Annotated in this window: 19 protein-coding genes; 12 read left to right on the forward strand and 7 right to left on the reverse strand. The window is 43.4% G+C overall.

The window, feature by feature from the left end:
• Positions 1-456 precede the first annotated feature (456 nt).
• Both mrcB and hrpB read right to left on the reverse strand, forming a co-directional pair.
• Entirely contained in the window at positions 457-2,919 is a 2,463-nt protein-coding gene (gene mrcB, locus BO26_RS04955) for a bifunctional glycosyl transferase/transpeptidase (RefSeq protein WP_036769460.1), read from the reverse strand.
• A gap of 209 nt (positions 2,920-3,128) precedes the next feature.
• The gene (gene hrpB, locus BO26_RS04960; protein ID WP_036769461.1) at positions 3,129-5,567 is read right to left on the reverse strand and encodes an ATP-dependent helicase HrpB; all 2,439 of its coding nucleotides are present in this window, start codon (positions 5,565-5,567) and stop codon (positions 3,129-3,131) included.
• 91 nt (positions 5,568-5,658) lie between these two features.
• Between hrpB and sfsA the strand changes: the two genes are divergently transcribed.
• From sfsA to panD, 8 genes are all read left to right on the forward strand, one after another.
• Entirely contained in the window at positions 5,659-6,369 is a 711-nt protein-coding gene (gene sfsA / locus BO26_RS04965) for a DNA/RNA nuclease SfsA (RefSeq protein ID WP_036769463.1), read from the forward strand.
• A 182-nt stretch (positions 6,370-6,551) separates the two neighbouring features.
• Positions 6,552-7,007, forward strand: a complete 456-nt coding sequence (gene dksA, locus BO26_RS04970) for an RNA polymerase-binding protein DksA (protein ID WP_011145244.1) — start codon at positions 6,552-6,554, stop codon at positions 7,005-7,007.
• 59 nt (positions 7,008-7,066) lie between these two features.
• On the forward strand, positions 7,067-7,954 hold the full coding sequence (gene gluQRS, locus BO26_RS04975; RefSeq protein ID WP_036769466.1) for a tRNA glutamyl-Q(34) synthetase GluQRS: 888 nt from the start codon (positions 7,067-7,069) through the stop codon (positions 7,952-7,954).
• 89 nt (positions 7,955-8,043) lie between these two features.
• Entirely contained in the window at positions 8,044-9,615 is a 1,572-nt protein-coding gene (pcnB, locus tag BO26_RS04980; protein WP_036769467.1) for a polynucleotide adenylyltransferase PcnB, read from the forward strand.
• Between the two features lie 2 nt (positions 9,616-9,617).
• Positions 9,618-10,124, forward strand: a complete 507-nt coding sequence (gene folK / locus BO26_RS04985; RefSeq protein WP_036769468.1) for a 2-amino-4-hydroxy-6-hydroxymethyldihydropteridine diphosphokinase — start codon at positions 9,618-9,620, stop codon at positions 10,122-10,124.
• Positions 10,125-10,200: 76 nt separating this feature from the next.
• Positions 10,201-10,992: a 3-methyl-2-oxobutanoate hydroxymethyltransferase gene (gene panB, locus BO26_RS04990; RefSeq protein ID WP_036769470.1), complete on the forward strand. Its 792-nt coding sequence runs from the start codon at positions 10,201-10,203 to the stop codon at positions 10,990-10,992.
• Between the two features lie 53 nt (positions 10,993-11,045).
• Complete coding sequence (gene panC, locus BO26_RS04995; RefSeq protein ID WP_036769473.1) at positions 11,046-11,900, forward strand: pantoate--beta-alanine ligase; 855 nt, start codon at positions 11,046-11,048, stop codon at positions 11,898-11,900.
• An 80-nt stretch (positions 11,901-11,980) separates the two neighbouring features.
• Complete coding sequence (panD, locus tag BO26_RS05000) at positions 11,981-12,361, forward strand: aspartate 1-decarboxylase (protein WP_036769475.1); 381 nt, start codon at positions 11,981-11,983, stop codon at positions 12,359-12,361.
• A 93-nt stretch (positions 12,362-12,454) separates the two neighbouring features.
• Here panD and BO26_RS05005 read toward each other — a convergent pair whose 3' ends face one another.
• Entirely contained in the window at positions 12,455-13,225 is a 771-nt protein-coding gene (locus tag BO26_RS05005; protein WP_036769476.1) for an ABC transporter permease, read from the reverse strand.
• The gene (locus tag BO26_RS05010; protein WP_036769478.1) at positions 13,222-14,148 is read right to left on the reverse strand and encodes an ABC transporter ATP-binding protein; all 927 of its coding nucleotides are present in this window, start codon (positions 14,146-14,148) and stop codon (positions 13,222-13,224) included. Before BO26_RS05010 ends, BO26_RS05005 begins: the two co-directional genes overlap by 4 nt.
• Positions 14,149-14,335: 187 nt before the next feature.
• On the opposite strand from BO26_RS05010, the gene can reads away from it, so the two are divergent.
• The 3 genes from can to BO26_RS05025 all read left to right on the forward strand — a co-directional run bounded on the left by can (position 14,336) and on the right by BO26_RS05025 (position 16,001).
• Positions 14,336-14,989, forward strand: coding sequence for a carbonate dehydratase (can, locus tag BO26_RS05015; RefSeq protein WP_036769479.1), 654 nt, complete (start codon positions 14,336-14,338; stop codon positions 14,987-14,989).
• Positions 14,990-15,405: 416 nt separating this feature from the next.
• Positions 15,406-15,660, forward strand: coding sequence for an AbrB/MazE/SpoVT family DNA-binding domain-containing protein (locus BO26_RS05020; protein WP_036769482.1), 255 nt, complete (start codon positions 15,406-15,408; stop codon positions 15,658-15,660).
• Positions 15,660-16,001: a type II toxin-antitoxin system ChpB family toxin gene (locus tag BO26_RS05025; RefSeq protein ID WP_036769485.1), complete on the forward strand. Its 342-nt coding sequence runs from the start codon at positions 15,660-15,662 to the stop codon at positions 15,999-16,001. The genes BO26_RS05020 and BO26_RS05025 overlap by 1 nt, the downstream gene beginning before the upstream one ends.
• 80 nt (positions 16,002-16,081) lie before the next feature.
• On the opposite strand, the gene hpt is transcribed toward BO26_RS05025, so the two are convergent.
• From hpt to cueO, 3 genes are all read right to left on the reverse strand, one after another.
• Entirely contained in the window at positions 16,082-16,618 is a 537-nt protein-coding gene (hpt, locus tag BO26_RS05030; protein WP_036769487.1) for a hypoxanthine phosphoribosyltransferase, read from the reverse strand.
• Positions 16,619-17,316: 698 nt separating this feature from the next.
• Positions 17,317-17,856, reverse strand: coding sequence for a Panacea domain-containing protein (locus tag BO26_RS05040; protein ID WP_036769670.1), 540 nt, complete (start codon positions 17,854-17,856; stop codon positions 17,317-17,319).
• Between the two features lie 111 nt (positions 17,857-17,967).
• A complete protein-coding gene (cueO, locus tag BO26_RS05045; protein ID WP_036769491.1) occupies positions 17,968-19,512 on the reverse strand; it encodes a multicopper oxidase CueO in 1,545 nt (514 codons plus the stop codon).
• Positions 19,513-19,717: 205 nt separating this feature from the next.
• On the opposite strand from cueO, the gene BO26_RS05050 reads away from it, so the two are divergent.
• A complete protein-coding gene (locus BO26_RS05050; RefSeq protein ID WP_036769492.1) occupies positions 19,718-20,065 on the forward strand; it encodes a YacC family pilotin-like protein in 348 nt (115 codons plus the stop codon).
• Positions 20,066-20,161 lie beyond the last annotated feature (96 nt).

Below are 20,161 nucleotides of genomic sequence, written 5' to 3' on the forward strand. Positions count from 1 at the left end.
TTAACAGAGATGATGAATAATTCATCAGATTTCACTTAAAAAGAATATAGGAATACTCTGAAAATTGCGGATTTTATCGTCACCAATGAATGTAAAAACTCATGTTTTATAACAATTAATATGCATATCATTAACATTAGAGCCAAACAAACGAGAATAAACACGGACAACACGCAAAATTATCCGTAGCTCCTCTGATGAAGTATGGTGAGCGGATTCTTCTTCATTTTTTGAATCCACGATCAATGAAGTTATCGCTAAGAAGACCAGAGAGCATATTCGTGCAAAAAACTCTATTCTATGCGCCGATGGAGGGCGAATGTCACTGAGTTGTCGAATTATTTCATCTGGTCCTCACCAGACACATGTCCCATAGATTTATACTCCCATGCAAAAATAAAGCGCTGACCCAAGGACCAGCGCTTCGCCATTCATTTATCTATCAGATATTCATTATTATTGACCAAACATCTCCCTCAACCAGCCCGGCGCTTGTTCTTGTTGCTGCACAGGTTCCGACACAGTTGTTTGCTGGCATAAACTCTGTGGATCATCAGTCCAAACCGGTAATGTTCTCCAGCCACTGCCACTACAGTTAAAGCTGCCATCTTCATTAACCGCCATATCAACGATCCCCTCTGGTGGAATGTTGTTCAACATCAGCGGAGTCTGATTTTCCAGATAACGACGATACACATTTAACGCTCCGGTGGAACCGGTCAAATTAGTCGGTTCATTGTTATCCCGACCAACCCATGAAATTACCACTTCTTTGCCATCAATACCTGCGAACCAGGTATCACGCAGGTCATTAGTTGTACCTGTTTTACCCGCCAAATTATAACGACCAAATTTAGCTGCCAGAGAACGAGATGTCCCCCTCGCCACAACCTGCTGCATACCATACAGCGTCAGATAAGCCGCCTGAGCAGGTACTGCCCGCTCAGCCTGCGGGTAACTCTGATATATCACTGTACCATCTTCCGTGATGACAGAACGTAACGCAGAAAGCGTTGCGCGGTTACCACCACTGGCCATTGTCTGATATTCCTGGGCCACTTCTAGCGGTGTCAGGCTGAGAGACCCCAATAACATCGCCGGAACCTGATGAATCACTTCCTTCGGCACGCCAAGCCGGATCAAGGTGTTGCTGACATGATCAAGACCCACAGCTAACCCAAGATTCACCGTCGGGATATTCAGTGAACTCGCCAGTGCATCTACCAACATGACTCGCCCACGGAAACGACGGTCATAATTTCTCGGCTCCCAATCCTTACTGTTAGGCCGTTTTACCGTGAGAGGTTCATCTGCCAGCCAGGTATTTAACCGATATTGATCAGGCTCACTCAGCGCCGCCAGATAGGTAGAGGGTTTTGCCAGCGAACCAATTGAGCGACGTGCCATCATTGCCCGGTTAAATCCCGCATACTGTGGTTGAGAACCACCAACCATCGCTCTGATTTCACCACTGATGCGATCGACAATCACCATTGCCCCTTCAAGATCAGCAATCTTGCGGGTTTTTCTCAGGCTGGCAATCCCTTCTTCCACCGCATTTTCTGCCGCATCCTGGGATACCGGGTCCAGCGTCGTGAAGATTTTCACCCCTGACAGATCATTAACTTTATCGCCTAGCTTGTCCTGTAATTCCTTGCGAACCAGTTGCATAAACGCCGGTTGTGGGGTAATTACTCCACTTTTCGGCTTTACACCCAATGGGCGAGCACTCAATAATTTATAAAGATCTTCATCAATAATTTGCTGATCTTGTAAAAGCTTGAGCACGACATTACGACGTTGAAGAGCCAGTTTAGGGTTACGCCACGGATTATAGAGTGAAGCCCCTTTTACCATACCCACCAGCAATGCTTGCTGATCCAGACTCAATTCATCCACCGGGCGACCAAAATAATAGAGGCTCGCCAGTGGGAATCCTCGGATCTGTTCATCACCACTTTGACCTAAAAACACTTCATTCAGATACAGTTCAAGAATCCGATCTTTGCTATAGCGGTAATCCATCAGCAGCGCCATGTACGCTTCATTGGCTTTACGCACTAAAGTACGTTCATTGGTCAGGAATAAGTTTTTAACCAATTGTTGAGTCAGGGTACTTCCTCCCTGAACGGTACGCCCTGCAACCAGGTTAGCCAGCACCGCACGTCCGATAGAAAGCACACGGATACCATCATGTTGATAGAAATAGCGGTCTTCTGTCGCCAGCAAGGTATTAACCAGTAAATCTGGAAATCCCGAACGCGGTACAAACAATCGCTGCTCACCGTTAGGCGACTGCAACATGGTTATCAGTTTCGGATCAAGGCGGAAGAAACCAAACTGGCGCTGGTTATCGATATTTTCAATCCCCGCCAGATGATTGTCACTGAAAGTCAATAAAGCGTGGATCTGCCCTTCTTTACTGTCAGGGAAATCAAACGGACGACGCAACATTTCAATGGTTTCGCCTCTGACAGAAAACTCCCCCGGACGGGTAATTTTCGTCACCTGACGATACTGCATGCCTTCCAGCAGATGTACCATCTCTTTTTTACTGTAGTTCATTCCCGGTTCAAGGTTAACCATCCGGCCATAAACTGCTGCTGGCAATTCCCAGACTTTTCCATCAATGCGATCACGGATTTTGGCATCCAGATAGACACCATAAATTCCCAGTAACACAGCAAAAACAATAAATATTTTGAATAATAACCAGAACCAACGCCACTTTTTCTTAGGTGGACGGGCATTTTTTCCTTTCTTTGTCATAGGTTGGTCCTCTTCATCATCGTAGTCGTCATCTTCTTCATAGCCATCATCATAATCATGTGACAGATGCCATCTTTTTAATGGCGGTTTACGACGGGATACCCATTTTTTGCCTTTACGTCCGATTGGTTGACGATCTTCACCAGACATTCCAAAATTCTCCAAAACCGTTCAGATGCTAATCATTGATTTTCTTTTAATTAAGTTTATACCTGTTATCTTTCAAGTTGCCTCTTTGTTGGCTGCACTCACCCCGGTCACATCGTTATCTATGCTCCCGGGGATTCGCTCCCTTGCCGTCGTGATCCATCTTGAAATCTATTGGGTATATTCGTTGGCAAAAAAGTGACTAAATTCTGTTACGAATATTTTTTTACCCGCCGAGTTGGTGTCGTATTTGCCGGATCATCCGGCCATAGATGTTTTGGATAACGCCCTTTCATCTCTTTTTGTACTTCGCGGTATGATCCTTGCCAAAAAGCAGCTAAGTCCTGTGTGATCTGCAATGGCCGCTGGGCCGGCGATAATAATTCAAGCACCAATATTACCCGCCCTTTTGCCAGAGATGGACTTTGCTGCTGACCATACATTTCCTGCATCCTAACTGATAATACTGGTGGTTTATTATCAAAATAACGGATTGCTATCCGACTGCCAGTAGCAACAGTGTAATAAACCGGCAGTTCATTATCCAGACACTGTCGTTGTTGCCAGTCCAATAAACTTTCCAGTGCTGGCAATAAATCAAGCTGTTTCAGCCCTTTCAAATCATGCACATTAGTCAGAAATGGCCTCAGCCAACGTTCAAGAGAAGCCATCAATGAATCATTATCTACCTCAGGCCACTGCATTTCAGGTAACCACTGAGCCGCACACTGGATACGGGTACGAAGTTGAACAGCCGCAGATGACCAATTCAGTTCATGTAATCCCTCACTGCGTAACCAGTTTAGCAGAGCCTGTTGTAATTGCTCATCCGAAGGTTTTGCCAATAGCCGGGCTTTCACTGTCAGGTTCCCACATTGCAACCTTTTCCATGCTCTTAATGTGCCTTTATTATTGTCCCATTCAACAATACTTTGTTCGCTGAATAACTCCGGTTGTTGCTGTGCCAGTTGTTCAATGTCCAGTGAACAAGCTAGCAAAATGCGAGCATCAGGGTTTTTGCTACTTTGTAATAATGAAGGAGCCACCAGCCACGATTCGTCAGATAATTTTTCTTTATCATCGATCATCGCCCCTAAACCATTAGCCAGTTGAAAACGACCATGTTTATCTCGATTTTTAGCTATTCGGTCAGGAAAACCCTGAGCCAATAACATTGCGACTGCTCCACAGGCTGGCTCGCCAAAATAACCACCGATATTTCTGACTAACTGCTGTGCCCGCCGTAACCACTGAGCCTGACGCTGCTCAACCCAATAAGTGATATCCGGCTGACCATCACGGAGAGGCTCCTCCAGAATCGCTGTCAGCATAGCGGCGGTTGCCAGCGTATCAGCGCCCTGTTCCGAACCAGCACATAACATAGCAGCCAGACGCGGAGCACTACCTGATTCCGCCATTTTCCTGCCTCTGGAAGTCAACTGACCATTATGATTTACGGCGCCTAACTGTAATAACAATGATTTGGCTACTGCCAGCGCAGCAACTGGCGGCCTGTCCAACCAGTGCAGTTGAGAGATATCATGACATCCCCATTGCAATAAAGAGAGCCATAAGCTACTGAGGTCAGCATTCAGTATTTCGGGTTCACTGTGCTCTGCTGCCCTTTCTGCCTGTTCCTGGCTGAATAGATGCCAACAAATTCCGGCCTCCAATCGTCCTGCACGTCCAGCTCGCTGTGTCATAGAAGCCTGACTAATGCGTTGAGTGATCAAGCGGGTTAATCCGGTTTTTGGCTCAAAACGGGCCGTGCGTTCAAGGCCACTATCAATCACCAATCGAATTCCTTCAATTGTCAGGCTGGTTTCTGCAATGTTAGTCGCCAAAACAACTTTACGGCGTCCAAGTGGTGAAGGTTCAATAGCTTTTTGCTGTTCAGCTAATGATAAAGCACCGTATAACGGACAGAGATCGGTATCTTCTGCCACTTTCCCGTGAAGAAGTGCCAATACCCGCTTAATTTCCCCAATCCCTGGCAAAAACAGCAATAAAGAACCCTGTTGCTGTTGAAGTAATCGCAATACAGTAATAGCCACATTTTGCTCAAAAAGCTGATGAGCCGGTAAAGGATGATAATTTCTGGTTACAGGAAAGCTACGTCCTTCAGAAATAATCACCGGCGCATCCGGCAACAAAGAGGAGAGTCGCTGATTATCCAACGTCGCTGACATGATCAGAATCCGCAGATCATCCCGCAATCCTGCTTGTACATCCAGAAGCAATGCCAGCGCCAGATCAGCCTGTAAACTGCGCTCATGGAATTCATCCAGAATGACCAGAGAAACCCCTTCCAGCATAGGGTCCTGCTGTAACATGCGAGTCAAAATACCTTCTGTGACCACTTCAAGACGGGTAGCTGCACTCACTTTCGTTTCTGAACGCATCCGGTAACCCACCGTCTGCCCAATATTTTCATTCAGTTGAGCAGCAAGACGGTTAGCAACACTACGAGCGGCAATCCGCCGTGGCTCTAACATAATGATACGCCCGGAAAAATCAGCTTTTTTCAGGATTTCCAATGGCAACCCCGTAGACTTTCCAGCCCCGGCAGGAGCATGCAACAGTACCTGTTGTGAGCTTTTCAACGCGCTCAGGACAGGCTCGACGACCTCGTATACAGGCAATAAAGACACAAACACTCCATTAAAGAAAGTTAACTTTCAACCGCCGACATTGTAGCATTGCCTGCCTCAATCTTATGCCATCAGTCATTAAGGCGTTTTTATGAAATTCCATCCTCCGTTACAATCTGCCACGCTAATTCGTCGTTATAAACGTTTCCTGGCTGATGTCATCACTCCGGAAGGAGAAACTCTAACCATCCACTGTGCCAATACGGGCGCTATGACCGGTTGTGCAACACCGGGAGATACGGTTTGGTACTCCACATCTGACAATCCAAAGCGTAAATACCCCAACAGTTGGGAGTTGACAGAAACACAGGATGGTCACTGGATTTGCGTTAATACGCTCAGAGCGAATGATTTAGTGGCGGAAGCTATTAAACAAAATGCAATTTCAGAATTTTCTGAATACAAAAAAATTAGCCGGGAAGTAAAATATGGTGAAGAGCGCAGCCGGATAGATTTGTTGTTACAAGCCGAACAGCACGTCAACTGCTATATTGAAGTGAAATCAGTCACGCTTCTTCAGGAAAATTGCGGCTATTTCCCCGATGCTGTAACCACCCGCGGACAAAAACACTTGCGGGAATTGCAAAATATAGCCGAACAAGGGCAAAGAGCGGTTCTGTTTTTTGCTGTTTTGCACTCTGGGATCAAACAGGTCGCTGCGGCTGCACACATTGATGATAATTATTCATCTCTTTTGGAACAAGCGCAAAACTCTGGGGTCGAAGTGATCTGTTACCAGGCCAACATGACAGAAAAGGGGATGGTTTTAGGTGATAAATTAACTTTTATTCTCAATGGTTAATTTATTGATTCACCTAGTCAGGTTGTACAGAGTGTAAAGACATCCGATACGTTTGTCTTTACTCCGTTGTGAAACTAATAGCAGGAACAATTGCCAACCCATGCTCCATCTGCTATTTATAGCGGCCTGTTTTTTCCCCCGCTAGGGGTTCGTTTGATAGTGCGTGTGTTAGGAGAAGTATTATGCAAGAAGGGCAAAAACGTAAAACCTCGTCCTTAAGCATTCTCGCCATCGCTGGGGTAGAACCTTACCAAGAGAAGCCAGGTGAAGAATACATGAACGATGCCCAGTTGGCGCATTTTAAGCTAATTCTTGAAGCATGGCGCAATCAACTCAGGGATGAAGTAGATCGTACTGTATCTCATATGCAAGATGAGGCAGCGAACTTCCCTGATCCGGTTGACCGTGCAGCGCAGGAAGAAGAGTTCAGTCTTGAATTACGTAACCGTGATCGTGAACGTAAATTGATTAAGAAGATCGAGAAAACACTGAAAAAAGTCGAGGATGACGATTTCGGTTTCTGTGAATCCTGTGGAATTGAGATAGGTATCCGCCGATTGGAAGCCCGTCCAACCGCAGATTTGTGTATTGATTGTAAAACTTTAGCCGAAATCCGCGAAAAACAGATGGCTGGCTAATTAACCGTGTGCTAATACGGCGTCTTCGTGGCGCCGTATCAACCCTCACTGATCCCAATATGATAAAACCTGAACGTCCCTACGCTTATATTGGGCGTTTCGCCCCATCACCTTCGGGCGATCTTCACTTTGGTTCATTAATCACAGCAATTGGCAGCTATTTGCAAGCTCGTGCTCATCGGGGAAAATGGCTGATACGTATTGACGATATTGATCCGCCCAGAGAAGTTCCCGGCGCTGCCAGCCGTATTCTCCAAGCTCTTGAACATTATGGCCTACACTGGGATGGCGAAGTTCTCTATCAATCCCAGCGTAATGACGCTTACCACTATGTCCTTAATCAGTTACAACAACAAGGCTTAAGCTACAACTGTATCTGTACCCGCCAACGTATTCAGCAAACTAATGGTTTTTATGATAAAAACTGCCGTGAATTAAATTTGCCTCTTAATCATGCAGCAATCCGAATTAAGCAGAGCAACCCTGTTTATGGTTTTGAAGATAAATTACTAGGATACCTGAGCGCAGACCCTGCCATGGCTGAAGAAGATTTCATTATTCATCGTCGTGATGGCTTATTTGCCTATAATCTGGCAGTTGTTATTGACGATGATTATCAGGGGGTGACGGAAGTCGTAAGAGGGGCTGATTTAATTGAACCAACCGTTCGGCAAATTGCACTTTATCAGCAATTAAAGTTAAAGATACCTGATTATATTCACCTACCATTGGCCCTGAATAAAAACGGCAATAAACTTTCCAAACAGAATCATGCCCAACCAATCCCACTGGATGATCCCCGACCGTTACTCATTGCAGCATTATCTTTCCTTAATCAGCCTGCCATAGAAAACTGGCAAGATCTTTCCCGCGATCAGCTATTGAAAAAAGCAACAACACATTGGGAGCTGGACCGGATTCCACGACAAGGTAAGATATACAAGTAACATGAATAAAGTTACCGTTAGTCATAACAACCATTCTCAAAAAATACACAGTAGGCTATGATTAGCCGCTGTTTTTTATTCGTTTTTATATGATTAGTTACTTATCGAGGTGTACCATTTTTAACCGAGTAGCAAATTTCTGCCGTAATTTATTGATCCGCGACGGAAAAATTAACCGCGAGCTACAGGCAGCCAGTGAAAGGCCAGTCACCGTATCTGACCGTTCTTCTCAGGAAGAGTACGTAACTCTTCAATCTAATCACCAAAATACCTGTCAACCTTCATCCAGCGTGAACGCTCAAGAGAAAGTTGAGCAGGAAAATCCTCATTCAGATTTGCCTATAGCGGTAATTTCACGGGAACAACACAATATTTCCCGCAGGGATATCAGCGAAAATGCGCTGAAAGTACTTTACCGTTTAAATAAATCCGGTTTCGACGCTTATTTGGTTGGCGGCGGTGTCCGTGATTTGCTGCTAGGCACAAAGCCGAAAGATTTTGATATTGCAACTAATGCAACACCAGAACAGGTTCGTAAATTATTCCGTAACTGCCGTCTGGTGGGACGCCGTTTTCGCTTAGCTCATATTATGTTTGGCCCGGAAGTGATCGAAGTTGCGACATTCCGTGGTCCGCATGAACAAACTGATGCTGACAATGAGAAAAATCAGTCACAACAGGCTCAGAGCGGTATGCTGTTACGGGATAACACCTTTGGTTCAATTGAAGAAGATGCTATGCGCCGTGATTTCACGATCAACAGCCTCTATTATGGCATTAATGACTTCTCTCTGCGTGATTATGTTGGTGGTCTTAATGATCTGGAAACCGGCATTATTCGTCTGATTGGAGATCCAGAAACCCGCTATCGGGAAGATCCAGTAAGAATGCTGCGTGCAATTCGTTTCGCCAGCAAATTGAATATGACCATCAGCGAAGATACCGCCGAACCTATTTCTCGTCTGGCTTTTCTATTGAGTCATATTCCAGCAGCTCGCCTGTTTGAGGAGTCTTTAAAGCTTTTGCAAACAGGTCAAGGCTACAGCACTTATAAGCTGCTACGCGAATACCGTCTGTTCCAGCCACTATTCCCATTGGTTGAACGCTATTTCACCGAGGATAATAATTCTCCAATGGAACATATGCTCAATCAGGTTCTGAGGAATACCGATTACCGATTACAGCATGATAAACGGGTTAATCCGGCGTTTTTGTTCGCGGCGATGCTTTGGTATCCACTGGTTGAACATGCTGAAAAACTATCTCAGGAAAGTGGTTTAACTTACTACGACTCCTTTGCATTAGCGATGAATGATATTCTAGACGAACAATGCCAATCTATTGCCATTCCTAAGCGTTTGACAACCATCATGCGTGATATCTGGCAATTGCAGTTACGTCTGCCGCGCCGTCATGGTAAACGGGCAAACAAACTGATGGAACATCCTAAATTTCGTGCTGCCTATGACCTGCTAGAGCTGCGTGCCAATGTTGAAAACCGTAATGAGCTAAAAGACCTTGCCCACTGGTGGGGAGAATTCCAGCAAGTTAATGCCTCACAGCAACGGTGTATGATTTCCGAGCTAGGCAATGATGTTGTCCGTCGCCGTACACGGACACGCCGTTACTACAAACCAAAATTGGGCAGGGATAGCAGATAATCATGGCCCGTGTTTATATCGCTCTTGGTAGTAATCTGGCAAAACCTGTGCAGCAAGTAAAAAACGCACTTGCTGCATTAAAAGAATTACCAAAAACAGAGTTTATTACCTGTTCCTCGATGTATCGTACCAAACCAATGGGGCCACAGGATCAACCTGACTTTCTGAATGCGGTGGTAGCACTGGAAACCACTCTGGCACCGGAAGAATTACTCAATCACACTCAAGCGATTGAATTGGCTCAAGGACGAGTAAGGAAAAATGAGCGTTGGGGGCCAAGGACTCTTGATCTGGATATCATGCTATTTGGTGATCAGATAATTAATACCGAACGCTTGACAGTTCCCCACTATGGACTAAAACAGCGCGAATTCATGCTTTATCCGTTGGCTGAAATCGCTCCTGACCTCGTATTTCCTGATGGTGAAGCTTTATCTGAAAGACTGAAACACATCCCAGAAAATGGCCTGGCACTCTGGCTACAACCACAGCCCTCTGAATCCCAATAATTGCATATAAGGATTTCAGTTCAGTCCGTGGCCGCTTTCTGTACATAACAAGAAAAATTGCAGGAGAAGGTAGATAATGAAATCAATGACCATGACTGATCTGAATCAGTTCAAAAAAGAAAAACGAAAATTCGCGACGATTACCGCTTATGACGCCAGCTTTGCTCAACTGTTTGCCGAGCAAGGTATTAATGTCATGCTGGTTGGTGACTCTCTGGGTATGACATTACAAGGGGCTGATACCACCATTCCAGTAACCGTTGAAGATATTGTCTATCATACTCGTTGCGTCCGCGCCGGCGCTCCCTATACTTTTCTTATTGCCGATATGCCTTTCATGAGTTATGCCACACCAGAGCAGAGCTGTGAAAACGCGGCCAGGCTTATGCGTGCCGGCGCTAACATGGTTAAAGTTGAAGGCGGTAGCTGGTTATATGATACCGTTAAAATGCTTACCGAGCGTTCCGTACCCGTTTGTGCTCATTTAGGGCTAACTCCCCAGTCGGTCCATGTTCTGGGAGGTTATAGAGTTCAGGGACGTGATGAAATATCGGCCAATGAATTGATAAAAGATGCAATTACATTAGAAAAGGCAGGCATGCAATTGCTGGTACTGGAATGTGTTCCCGTTGAATTAGCTAAACGTATCACTGATGAATTACAGGTCCCTGTAATCGGTATTGGTGCCGGTAATATGACTGATGGGCAAGTTTTAGTGATGCATGACGCATTAGGCATTACAGCAAACCCGCCTAAATTTGCGAAAAATTTCCTTGAAGAAGCTGGAAATATACGTGACGCCATCCATCTATATAAAGAGCAGGTAGAAAGCAGCATCTATCCTGGCAAAGAACACTCTTTTTATTAATAACTCGCCCTTGTTAACCGAAAGCTTCTAACAAATTTAAGGAGTATTAAGCAATGCTGATTGTCGAAACTATACCGATTCTACGCCGTGAAATTCGCCGCTGGCGTCAAGAAGGGAAACGCATTGCACTAGTTCCAACAATGGGTAACTTACACGACGGTCATATAACGCTAGTCAATGAAGCCAAAGCGCAAGCGGACATTGTTATCGTCAGCATTTTCGTTAACCCGATGCAATTTAATCGTCAGGATGACCTGGCAAAATATCCACGTACCTTACAAGAAGATTGCGAGAAACTTCACCATCATAATGTTGATCTAGTATTTGCGCCTTCCGATAAGGAGATATACCCTAATGGTATGGAACATCAAACTTATGTTGAAGTTCCTGAACTTTCTACCATGCTGGAAGGTGCCAGCCGTCCCGGTCATTTCCGTGGTGTTGCAACAGTGGTCAGCAAATTGTTCAATTTGGTGCAGCCGGACTTGACCTATTTTGGCGAGAAAGATTTTCAGCAATTACAGCTTATTCGCAAAATGATTGCTGATCTGGCTTATGATATTACTTTGATTTCAGTACCGACTGTACGCGATAAAAACGGCCTGGCTCTCAGTTCACGTAATAACAACTTAACAGCCGATGAACATAAAATTGCGCCAAAACTCAGCAAGATCATGAGATCTATAGCTGAAAAAATGGCACAAGGTGAACGCAACACAGAACAATTGCTCACTGAAGCTTCCGAACAACTACGCGAAGCCGGTTTTATACCTGATGAGCTGTTTATTCGTGACGCCGAAACTCTGGCTCCAGTAAATATCGAAAGCAAAAAAGCGGTTATTCTGATGGCTGCCTGGTTAGGACAAACCCGTTTGATCGATAATCAACAGGTAGATTTAACCCAATAATAGCCCGTTATATCAGGCATTATTGATGCAGGAAAATAAAATAACAGATTCTAAGTTGTAATCGAATCAGGAGAAAGACCATGTTGCGCACTATGCTACAGGGGAAGCTTCACCGAGTGAAAGTCACTCAAGCAGATCTGCATTATGAAGGTTCCTGTGCAATTGATCAGAACTTCATGGATGCAGCTGGTATTCTGGAATATGAAGCCATTGACATCTATAACGTGGATAACGGCGAGCGCTTTTCCACTTATGCTATTGCTGCTGAACGTGGTTCTAGAATAATTTCAGTCAACGGCGCCGCAGCGCGTCGCGCCGCAGTAGGTGACAAACTAATTATCTGCTCATATGTACAAATTTCAGATGAAGACGCCCGTCATCATAAGCCGAATGTCGCTTACTTCGACGGCGATAATAGGATGAACCGTATTGCCAAAGCAGTGCCGGTTCAGGTGGCCTAGTAGAGACTAATTGCATAATTAAAATGGGTAGGTCGTGAAGATGCTGTAAATAAACTTCTCCTACCCATCACTGAACAACAAAATAACCGACAATTAAGTCCTCAATCCCCGCCCTGTTTCAATCAAATACCAGGCTACAAGATAAAAAACCGCAATAAATGCGGCCAAAACCCCCAACGTTATGACTAAAGAAACATCGGTAATTCCCAAGAAACCATAACGGAAGCCACTGATCATATAAACTATCGGATTGAGTTTGGAAACAGCTTGCCAAAATGGGGGTAATAATGTCAGCGAGTAAAATACTCCGCCAAGATAGGTCAATGGCGTTAATACGAACGTTGGAATAATACTAATATCATCAAACGTCTTAGCGAAAATTGAATTTAGCAATCCTCCTAATGAAAACAGAATTGATGTCATCAACAACGTGACAACAATCATCCACCAGGAATGAATATGAAGCGGAACAAAGAGCAAAGAAACCAACGTCACCAAAATACCGACACAGACACCACGAGCAACACCACCACCAACAAAGCCCGTGATAATAATATGCGTTGGCACCGGCGCTACCAGTAATTCTTCAATACTGCGCTGAAATTTCGCCCCAAAAAAAGAGGAAGACACATTAGCGTAAGAGTTAGTAATCACCGACATCATAATAAGGCCAGGGACAATAAACTGCATATAATCCACGCCCCCCATTTCCCCAATACGCGAACCAATCAGGCTACCGAAAATAATAAAATAGAGTGACATGGTAATAACCGGTGGTAATAAAGTTTGTACCCAGATACGACCAAAACGGGTAATTTCTTTAATCCAGATGGTTTTGAGTGCCACCCAATACAACTGAATCATTTACCACCTCCTTGCACGTTATTTACCAGGCTAACAAACAACTCCTCCAGACGATTCGCTTTATTACGCATACTCAGAATATGCACCCCCTGAGCGCTTAATTGGGTAAATACGCCATTTATTCCCTGCCCACGTTGAACATCCACTTCCAAAGTAGACATATCCAGCAGCCGATAGTCATATCCTGCCAGTTCAAAAATTGGGTTTTGCATAGCCAGATCGAAAACGAACGTTTCAGACTCCACCTGACTAAGTAGGTTTTTCATGCTGGTGTTTTCCACCAATTCACCATGCTGAATAATACCAATATTACGGCACAGCATTTCTGCCTCTTCCAGATAATGGGTGGTTAAAATAATCGTGGTTCCTTGTGCGTTCAATTCTTTCAAAAAACTCCACATCGAACGACGAAGTTCAATATCGACACCCGCTGTCGGCTCATCAAGAATCAATAACTTAGGCTGATGCATCAAAGCACGTACAATCATCAGACGACGTTTCATACCACCGGATAAACGAATCGCCCGTTGATCACGTTTTTCCCACAGATCCAACTGAGACAGATAGGTTTTCGCTCTAACCTGAGCCACATTCCTCGGCACACCGTAGTAACCAGCCTGATTGAGCACAATCTGCAACACCGTTTCAAACGGATTAAAGTTAAATTCCTGTGGAACAAGACCTAACTGACGTTTAGCATTGACAATATCTGTATCAATATCGTAGCCAAACACCTTAACCTTACCGCTGCTTTTATTAACCAGAGAACTAATAATACCGATTGTGGTGGATTTCCCTGCACCGTTCGGACCTAATAATGCGTAGAAGTCTCCTGCTTCCACATTCAAGTCAATCCCACGCAGCGCTTTAATACCACCAGTGTAAGTCTTGGTAAGCTGCGTTAACTCCAATGCATAAGTCATAAATTAAAAAACACCTTCATTATCTAGCCGCCTTTGCGTGCAATATGAAAATATAATGCTCCTTTCCTGATTAACTTTCTTTGCAAAAACAGCAGAAAGATTAAAAACAAGCAGTAACAAAATATTAAAATTTCAGTTGATGTTGTATATGATTCTATCTTAAAGAAACACTACCAGGCTATTAACCATGATGAAAAAAATAGAAGAACTGTTCGCCAATAACAAACAGTGGTCAGAATCGGTCAACGAAGAAAACCCGAATTTTTTCAAAGAATTAGCAAAAAAACAAAAACCTCATTTCTTGTGGATTGGCTGTTCAGACAGTCGGGTACCGGCAGAGAAGCTGATTGATGCCGCGCCCGGCGACCTATTTGTTCACAGGAATGTTGCAAACCTGGTTATTCATACTGATTTAAATTGCCTTTCTGTTATTCAATATGCAGTAGACGTACTGGAAGTTGAACATATTATTATCTGTGGCCACTATGGCTGTGGTGGCATTGAAGCCGCAATTGATGGTACCGAACTAGGATTGATTAACAACTGGCTGCTGCATATTCGTGATCTCTGGTACAAACACAGCTCTATGCTAGGTGAATTACCCCCCAATGAGCGTCTGAACCGTCTGTGCGAAATTAATGTTGTTGAGCAAGTATACAACCTCGGTCACTCAACCATTATGCAATCAGCATGGAAACGAGGCCAAAAAGTGATGATCCACGGTTGGGTTTACGGTATCCATAATGGTCAATTGCAAGATCTTGAAGTGACCGCTGACAGCCGTGAAAAATTGGAATTGGCCTATCGTCAGACCGTTTCCAAATTGACGCATAAGAAGTGATTTTTCCAAGTCACTGATAAAATACGCTGTAGAAAAGGTTATATTTAATCCTTTCTGCAGCGTAATTAAATGAAGCTTTATACCCAATAGATTTCAAGATGTATCGCGACGGCAAGGGAGCGAATCCCCAGGAGCATAGCTAACCAGCCAACAAATAGGCAACTTGAAAGATAACAGGTATATACAGATTTTTATTCTATTAAATCGCTGCCTATTTAAATATCAACTATCTATTTTAATTTCTTTATTTTATGAATGTACGCATATGGTAATGAAAAGAAAACAAAATAATTCATGAAAAAGAACATTTTTATGGGCTATCGAATCACATTACCTGTAATAACAATGTTGACACTTAGGCAAAACCACTCTAAAGTGTCAACAATGTGATAACCGTTACTTACGAGGAAAGTTCTATGCTTACTCATGTCAGAAAAATTGGAAACTCTGTTGGTACTATTATTCCAGCTCAACTATTGAAATCCCTCCACCTGAAAGAGGGTGACCAATTATCAATTGTCGAAGAACAAGGGAAAATCGTGATCTCTGCGGTAAACCATCGTCCCAAGTACAAATTAGCCGATCTACTCGCTCTATGTGACTCAGAAGCACCAATGCCTGAAATCTTAAAAGAATGGGATGCCAGTAAACCTATAGGGAATGAAGTGTAATGACAATATTTCAACGAGGGGATATTGTTGAGGCTTGCTTAAACCCAGTCGCTGGTCAAGAGCTGCAAGGTGACAAAAGGCCATGCTTAGTAATAAGTCCATACGATTTTAACAAATTAGGTTTAACAATTATTATTCCTATAACACAAGGAGGAAATTATGCCAGGTTTGCAGGTTTTGCCGTGACATTGATGGGCACCGGAACACAGACTCAAGGAGTTCTATTAGCGAATGGCATTCGTTCAATCGATCTAAATGCAAGACAAGCAAGAAAAATTGAAGAGGCACCGACGTCTGTAATTAATGAAATTTTAGCCATGGTGTCCAGCATATTGGAATAAATTCTGCTGTTAACCAGGGATATCTGCTGATAAAGCAAAAACGGCAACCCGAAAGTTGCCGTTTTCAAATTCGATAAAAATTACTCTTCTAGCAAAATCACATGCCCGATATAAGGCAAATGGCGATAATGTTGTGCATAATCGATACCGTAACCCACGACAAATTTATCTTCAATTGAATAACCAATCCACTCAACTGGAACATCAACCTCACGGCGGGAAGGTTTATCAAGTAAGGTACAAATTGCCAATGATTTTGGCTCACGCAGTGCCAAAATTTCACGCACTTTATTCAGAGTGTTACCGGAATCAATAATATCTTCCACAATTAGCACATGCTTACCACAAATATCTTCATCCAGATCTTTCATGATTTTTACATCACGAGAGGAATTCATACCATTTCCGTAACTAGAGGCAGTCATAAAATCTACTTCATGAGGAACCTGAATTTCCCGGCATAAATCCGCCATGAAAATAAAGGAGCCTCTCAGTAATCCGACCAACACCAGCTCACTACCGCTATCACGATAGTGTTCAGTAATCTGTTTTCCCAATTCAGCGATACGTTGCTTAACCTCCTGTTCGGAGATCATAACTTCTACAGTGTGTTTCATTATAAATTTAACCAGTTGTTTTTAATGGTAATAATCAAGATAAAGATCAGTGAAAATCATGATTACTGATACACCGTTCTTTCAAACGGATAAGATATATACTCGTCATCTTTCAAGTTGCCTCTTTGTTGACTGCACTCGCTCACCCCGACCACATAGTTATCTATGCTACCGGGGATTCGCTCCCTTGCCGTCGCAATGCATCTTGAAATCTATTGGGTATAGCTAACCAGAAAATTGTTTTAACGACTCCAATATGTTGCGCTTCTGACCACGTTTCATTGTTGGGGAACACTTAACCGCCTTATAAACTTCACGCATACAATAATCAGCGACTTTACCCTTAATAATATTATGATAATTAGTACTGATTCCGCTCTTAATATCATTAATATCAAACGCCGCATGAGCATCTACACAATTAATAAACGAATCCCATTGCAGAAACTTATGATCTTTCTGAAGCAAATCAACTTGGCATTGAAGAAGTTCCTGCCGTAATTGGATAAATCGCTGATTCTAGAATTAATGATCAGAACAAGTAGCGGCTCACAGCAGCAAACCAACAGATATTTTAACTTTGGGGGCGTTGTAAAAGGGCAGTGAAGATAAAGAACATCTCCTATAGCCAAGCTCTGTTTGGCTAAAAAGCCCGCCCTAAAAGATGCAGGAAATCTGTCACCAAGATTAGTCATCAGCTACTCAGTAGAAGTCAGATAAGCAACTAACTTGTCACCATCTTTACAACTGGCAGCTATCACTTCCAATGGAATCTCACCATTCTGGTTAGCCGCCATCCAAACACTATCGTGGCTGATATCACGTATTTCTTTAAAAGAGAGATTCCCATATTTTTCAATTGCTTCATTTATGCAATCAATATCAGAATCACTAAACACATCTTCATCGAAATCACGCAAAGCACATATTTGGTGATTCCCATAACGTCCTTCTACTGACAACGATGACCGAATAATATCAACATCACACCCATTTGGAATAAAGCGTCCATCTCCCCTGGCTACTTTGATAATATCATAGGCATTCTCTGCAACAGGGCCATCTTTCATTGCAAGATAGTTATCACCCGTAATTAACCGACCATAACGCTCTAAATGCAATCGGTCAGCAAAATACAGAATTTTCCCCACATGATAAATGTCAGAAATTGGTGCTGTAGAGGCAACATACAGAATAGCCTCTATAGCCTTTTCTGAGTCAAACCTTACATCAAGCATCTCAATACCTTCATTCAAATAGGATAAATAATACACAAAATCTATGCCTATTCTAATACCTACCGTAATCACTGTACAACGCTTTATTGGGTTCCATTACGGTTGGCAAAATTATTGACTAACAGTAAAACCCAGCATCATACCGGTATCTTCATGTTCCAGCAGATGGCAGTGCGCCATAAATGGATGTTTGGCTCCCGCCGTATGATTGAACTGAACCAACACTTCACTCTCCTTACCTTCCACATGAACAATATCTTTCCAACCGCTACGGTGAGCCGCAGGTTTACGACCATTTTCACTCAAAATACGAAAGCGGGTACCATGGATATGGAACGGATGCAGCATCATATCGCCAACCCCTGAAATCACCCAGCGTTCATACTGTCCCTGTTTAACATCAAAGGCAGGTTCTGTCATTGAGAAAGCCTGGCCATTGATGGTATTCGCGTGATGGAAATTTAATTCACCACCATGATGCATATCTCCGTGGTTCATATTCCCATGGTGCATTGCCATACCCGCCATAGCTTGCTCACCGTAACGTTGAGACAACATCATCATCCCCTGCATATCCAAACGACTATCCATCGTCAGATGTAAATTGCGTCTGTTCAAGCCCGTCAAAGAAGGCAATACAGGAAGCGTTGCAAGCTGCTCTGACAGTATGGTGCGACTAGACGTCAGAAATGGATGAATACGCAAAACCGGAAGCGGCTGATCAAATGGCGGTAATGTCATGCCTATCTGAACCACTGGTAAGGTCACCAAATCAAAAGATTTGCCATCCGAAGCATCTATCACTACCTCAAAACGCTCACCTGCCAAAAGTAGTAACTCATTAACCGCCACTGGTTCCGCTAACAAGCCACCATCACTGGCAACAACATACAATTGACGACCATCACTGGTCGCAATATTGAGGCTACGGGCATTACAACCATTTAGCAATCGCAGACGTAACCAGCCACGTGGTGCAGTATGTTGGGGTAAAATAACACCATTGGTCAGCATCATATCGCCGAACCAACCCACCGCCGCATTCATTACATCCAGTTGATAATCAATCTGTCCTTCTTTATTCAAACGCTTATCTTGCAAAATCACTGGGAGATCATCTTCTCCCCATTGGTTTGGCAAACCAACTTTAATGCTGTTTTTATCTTCAATCAGTACTAATCCTCCAAGCCCCATTGCAACCTGACGACCCGTCTTACCATGCGTATGTGGGTGAAACCAACAAGTTGCTTCCGGCTGTTCAGGGGTAAAACTGACAGTCCGACGTCCACCTGGTGCAATCACCGCTTGCGGACCACCATCGGTCTCTCCAGTCATTTCGAGTCCATGCCAGTGAACAGTTGTGTCTTCCGGCAAGTTATTGCAAATATCGATAGTAACAGGTTCACCTGAAATCAATTTCAATGCTGGGCCAAGTAAATCACCGTTATAGCCCCAAGTCTGAGTCACAGTCCCTGCCTTAAAACAGGATTGCCCCGCATTGATTTCAATAACAATTTTACCCGTCTCATCGGGTGTTATCTGTGGCGGTATCGGTAATAACGGGTAGGATTTAGCAAAGGAGAAACTGCTCCATACAGGCAACACACTGGATACACCAATAACAGCACCTAATTTAATAAAATCACGTCGTTGCATATTCATTTCCTGATTCAATCAACCGAAAATAAACAATAAAAAAACAATCAATAAGAAGAAACCTAAAGGTTCCCCTTACAGGAAGGTCAAGTAATGGGAATGTGATTTAGGTCGATCTTTACAATAATTTAAAAAAATAAATTTTAGCGAAAAAAGATATTAATATGTTAACGTAACCTGACATGAGTTCATTATAATAAGACAGATGCGAAAATTATCCCTCTTGATTTACATATTAGTTCTTTTCGGTTTTTCTCACCCCGCAAAAGCGCTGACAGAAGATGAAGCTGAAGATCTGGCGGATCTCACAGCGGTATTTATCTACCTAAAATATGACTGCGGTTACAGCCAAATTCCTGACCGGGAAATTAAACGAGCCATTATCTATTTTGCCCAGCGTAATAAATGGGATTTGAATAACTATAACAGCCAATTGATGAACACACTCAATGAAGCAAGTTATCAGGATCTGAAAGGTATTTATCTATCCAATGCGATAAAGTGCCATGCTCTCGCCAGAGATTCACTGAGTTTATTCGCCTACGTTAAATAGCCCTTTTCCTGCTACCCATCAAGGGGTAAATTTCACCGTGCAACTGTAAGGATTGTTGGCTATTATGTAGCCCAATTTTCACAGTTGTCACAGTGG

Origin of the sequence: Photorhabdus australis DSM 17609 (assembly GCF_000711895.1) — a bacterium.
Lineage (GTDB): Bacteria > Pseudomonadota > Gammaproteobacteria > Enterobacterales > Enterobacteriaceae > Photorhabdus > Photorhabdus australis.

Excerpts from the sequence above, each read along its gene's own strand:
- BO26_RS05010 (WP_036769478.1), bottom strand. The coding sequence starts at position 14,148 with ATGACTTATGCATTGGAGTTAACGCAGCTTACCAAGACTTACACTGGT.
- BO26_RS05040 (WP_036769670.1), bottom strand. The coding sequence starts at position 17,856 with ATGCTTGATGTAAGGTTTGACTCAGAAAAGGCTATAGAGGCTATTCTG.
- gluQRS (WP_036769466.1), top strand. The coding sequence starts at position 7,067 with ATGATAAAACCTGAACGTCCCTACGCTTATATTGGGCGTTTCGCCCCA.
- panB (WP_036769470.1), top strand. The coding sequence starts at position 10,201 with ATGAAATCAATGACCATGACTGATCTGAATCAGTTCAAAAAAGAAAAA.
- mrcB (WP_036769460.1), bottom strand. The coding sequence starts at position 2,919 with ATGTCTGGTGAAGATCGTCAACCAATCGGACGTAAAGGCAAAAAATGG.
- panD (WP_036769475.1), top strand. The coding sequence starts at position 11,981 with ATGTTGCGCACTATGCTACAGGGGAAGCTTCACCGAGTGAAAGTCACT.
- BO26_RS05020 (WP_036769482.1), top strand. The coding sequence starts at position 15,406 with ATGCTTACTCATGTCAGAAAAATTGGAAACTCTGTTGGTACTATTATT.
- can (WP_036769479.1), top strand. The coding sequence starts at position 14,336 with ATGATGAAAAAAATAGAAGAACTGTTCGCCAATAACAAACAGTGGTCA.
- BO26_RS05025 (WP_036769485.1), top strand. The coding sequence starts at position 15,660 with ATGACAATATTTCAACGAGGGGATATTGTTGAGGCTTGCTTAAACCCA.
- folK (WP_036769468.1), top strand. The coding sequence starts at position 9,618 with ATGGCCCGTGTTTATATCGCTCTTGGTAGTAATCTGGCAAAACCTGTG.
- panC (WP_036769473.1), top strand. The coding sequence starts at position 11,046 with ATGCTGATTGTCGAAACTATACCGATTCTACGCCGTGAAATTCGCCGC.
- cueO (WP_036769491.1), bottom strand. The coding sequence starts at position 19,512 with ATGCAACGACGTGATTTTATTAAATTAGGTGCTGTTATTGGTGTATCC.
- pcnB (WP_036769467.1), top strand. The coding sequence starts at position 8,044 with ATGATTAGTTACTTATCGAGGTGTACCATTTTTAACCGAGTAGCAAAT.
- dksA (WP_011145244.1), top strand. The coding sequence starts at position 6,552 with ATGCAAGAAGGGCAAAAACGTAAAACCTCGTCCTTAAGCATTCTCGCC.
- sfsA (WP_036769463.1), top strand. The coding sequence starts at position 5,659 with ATGAAATTCCATCCTCCGTTACAATCTGCCACGCTAATTCGTCGTTAT.
- hpt (WP_036769487.1), bottom strand. The coding sequence starts at position 16,618 with ATGAAACACACTGTAGAAGTTATGATCTCCGAACAGGAGGTTAAGCAA.
- BO26_RS05005 (WP_036769476.1), bottom strand. The coding sequence starts at position 13,225 with ATGATTCAGTTGTATTGGGTGGCACTCAAAACCATCTGGATTAAAGAA.
- BO26_RS05050 (WP_036769492.1), top strand. The coding sequence starts at position 19,718 with ATGCGAAAATTATCCCTCTTGATTTACATATTAGTTCTTTTCGGTTTT.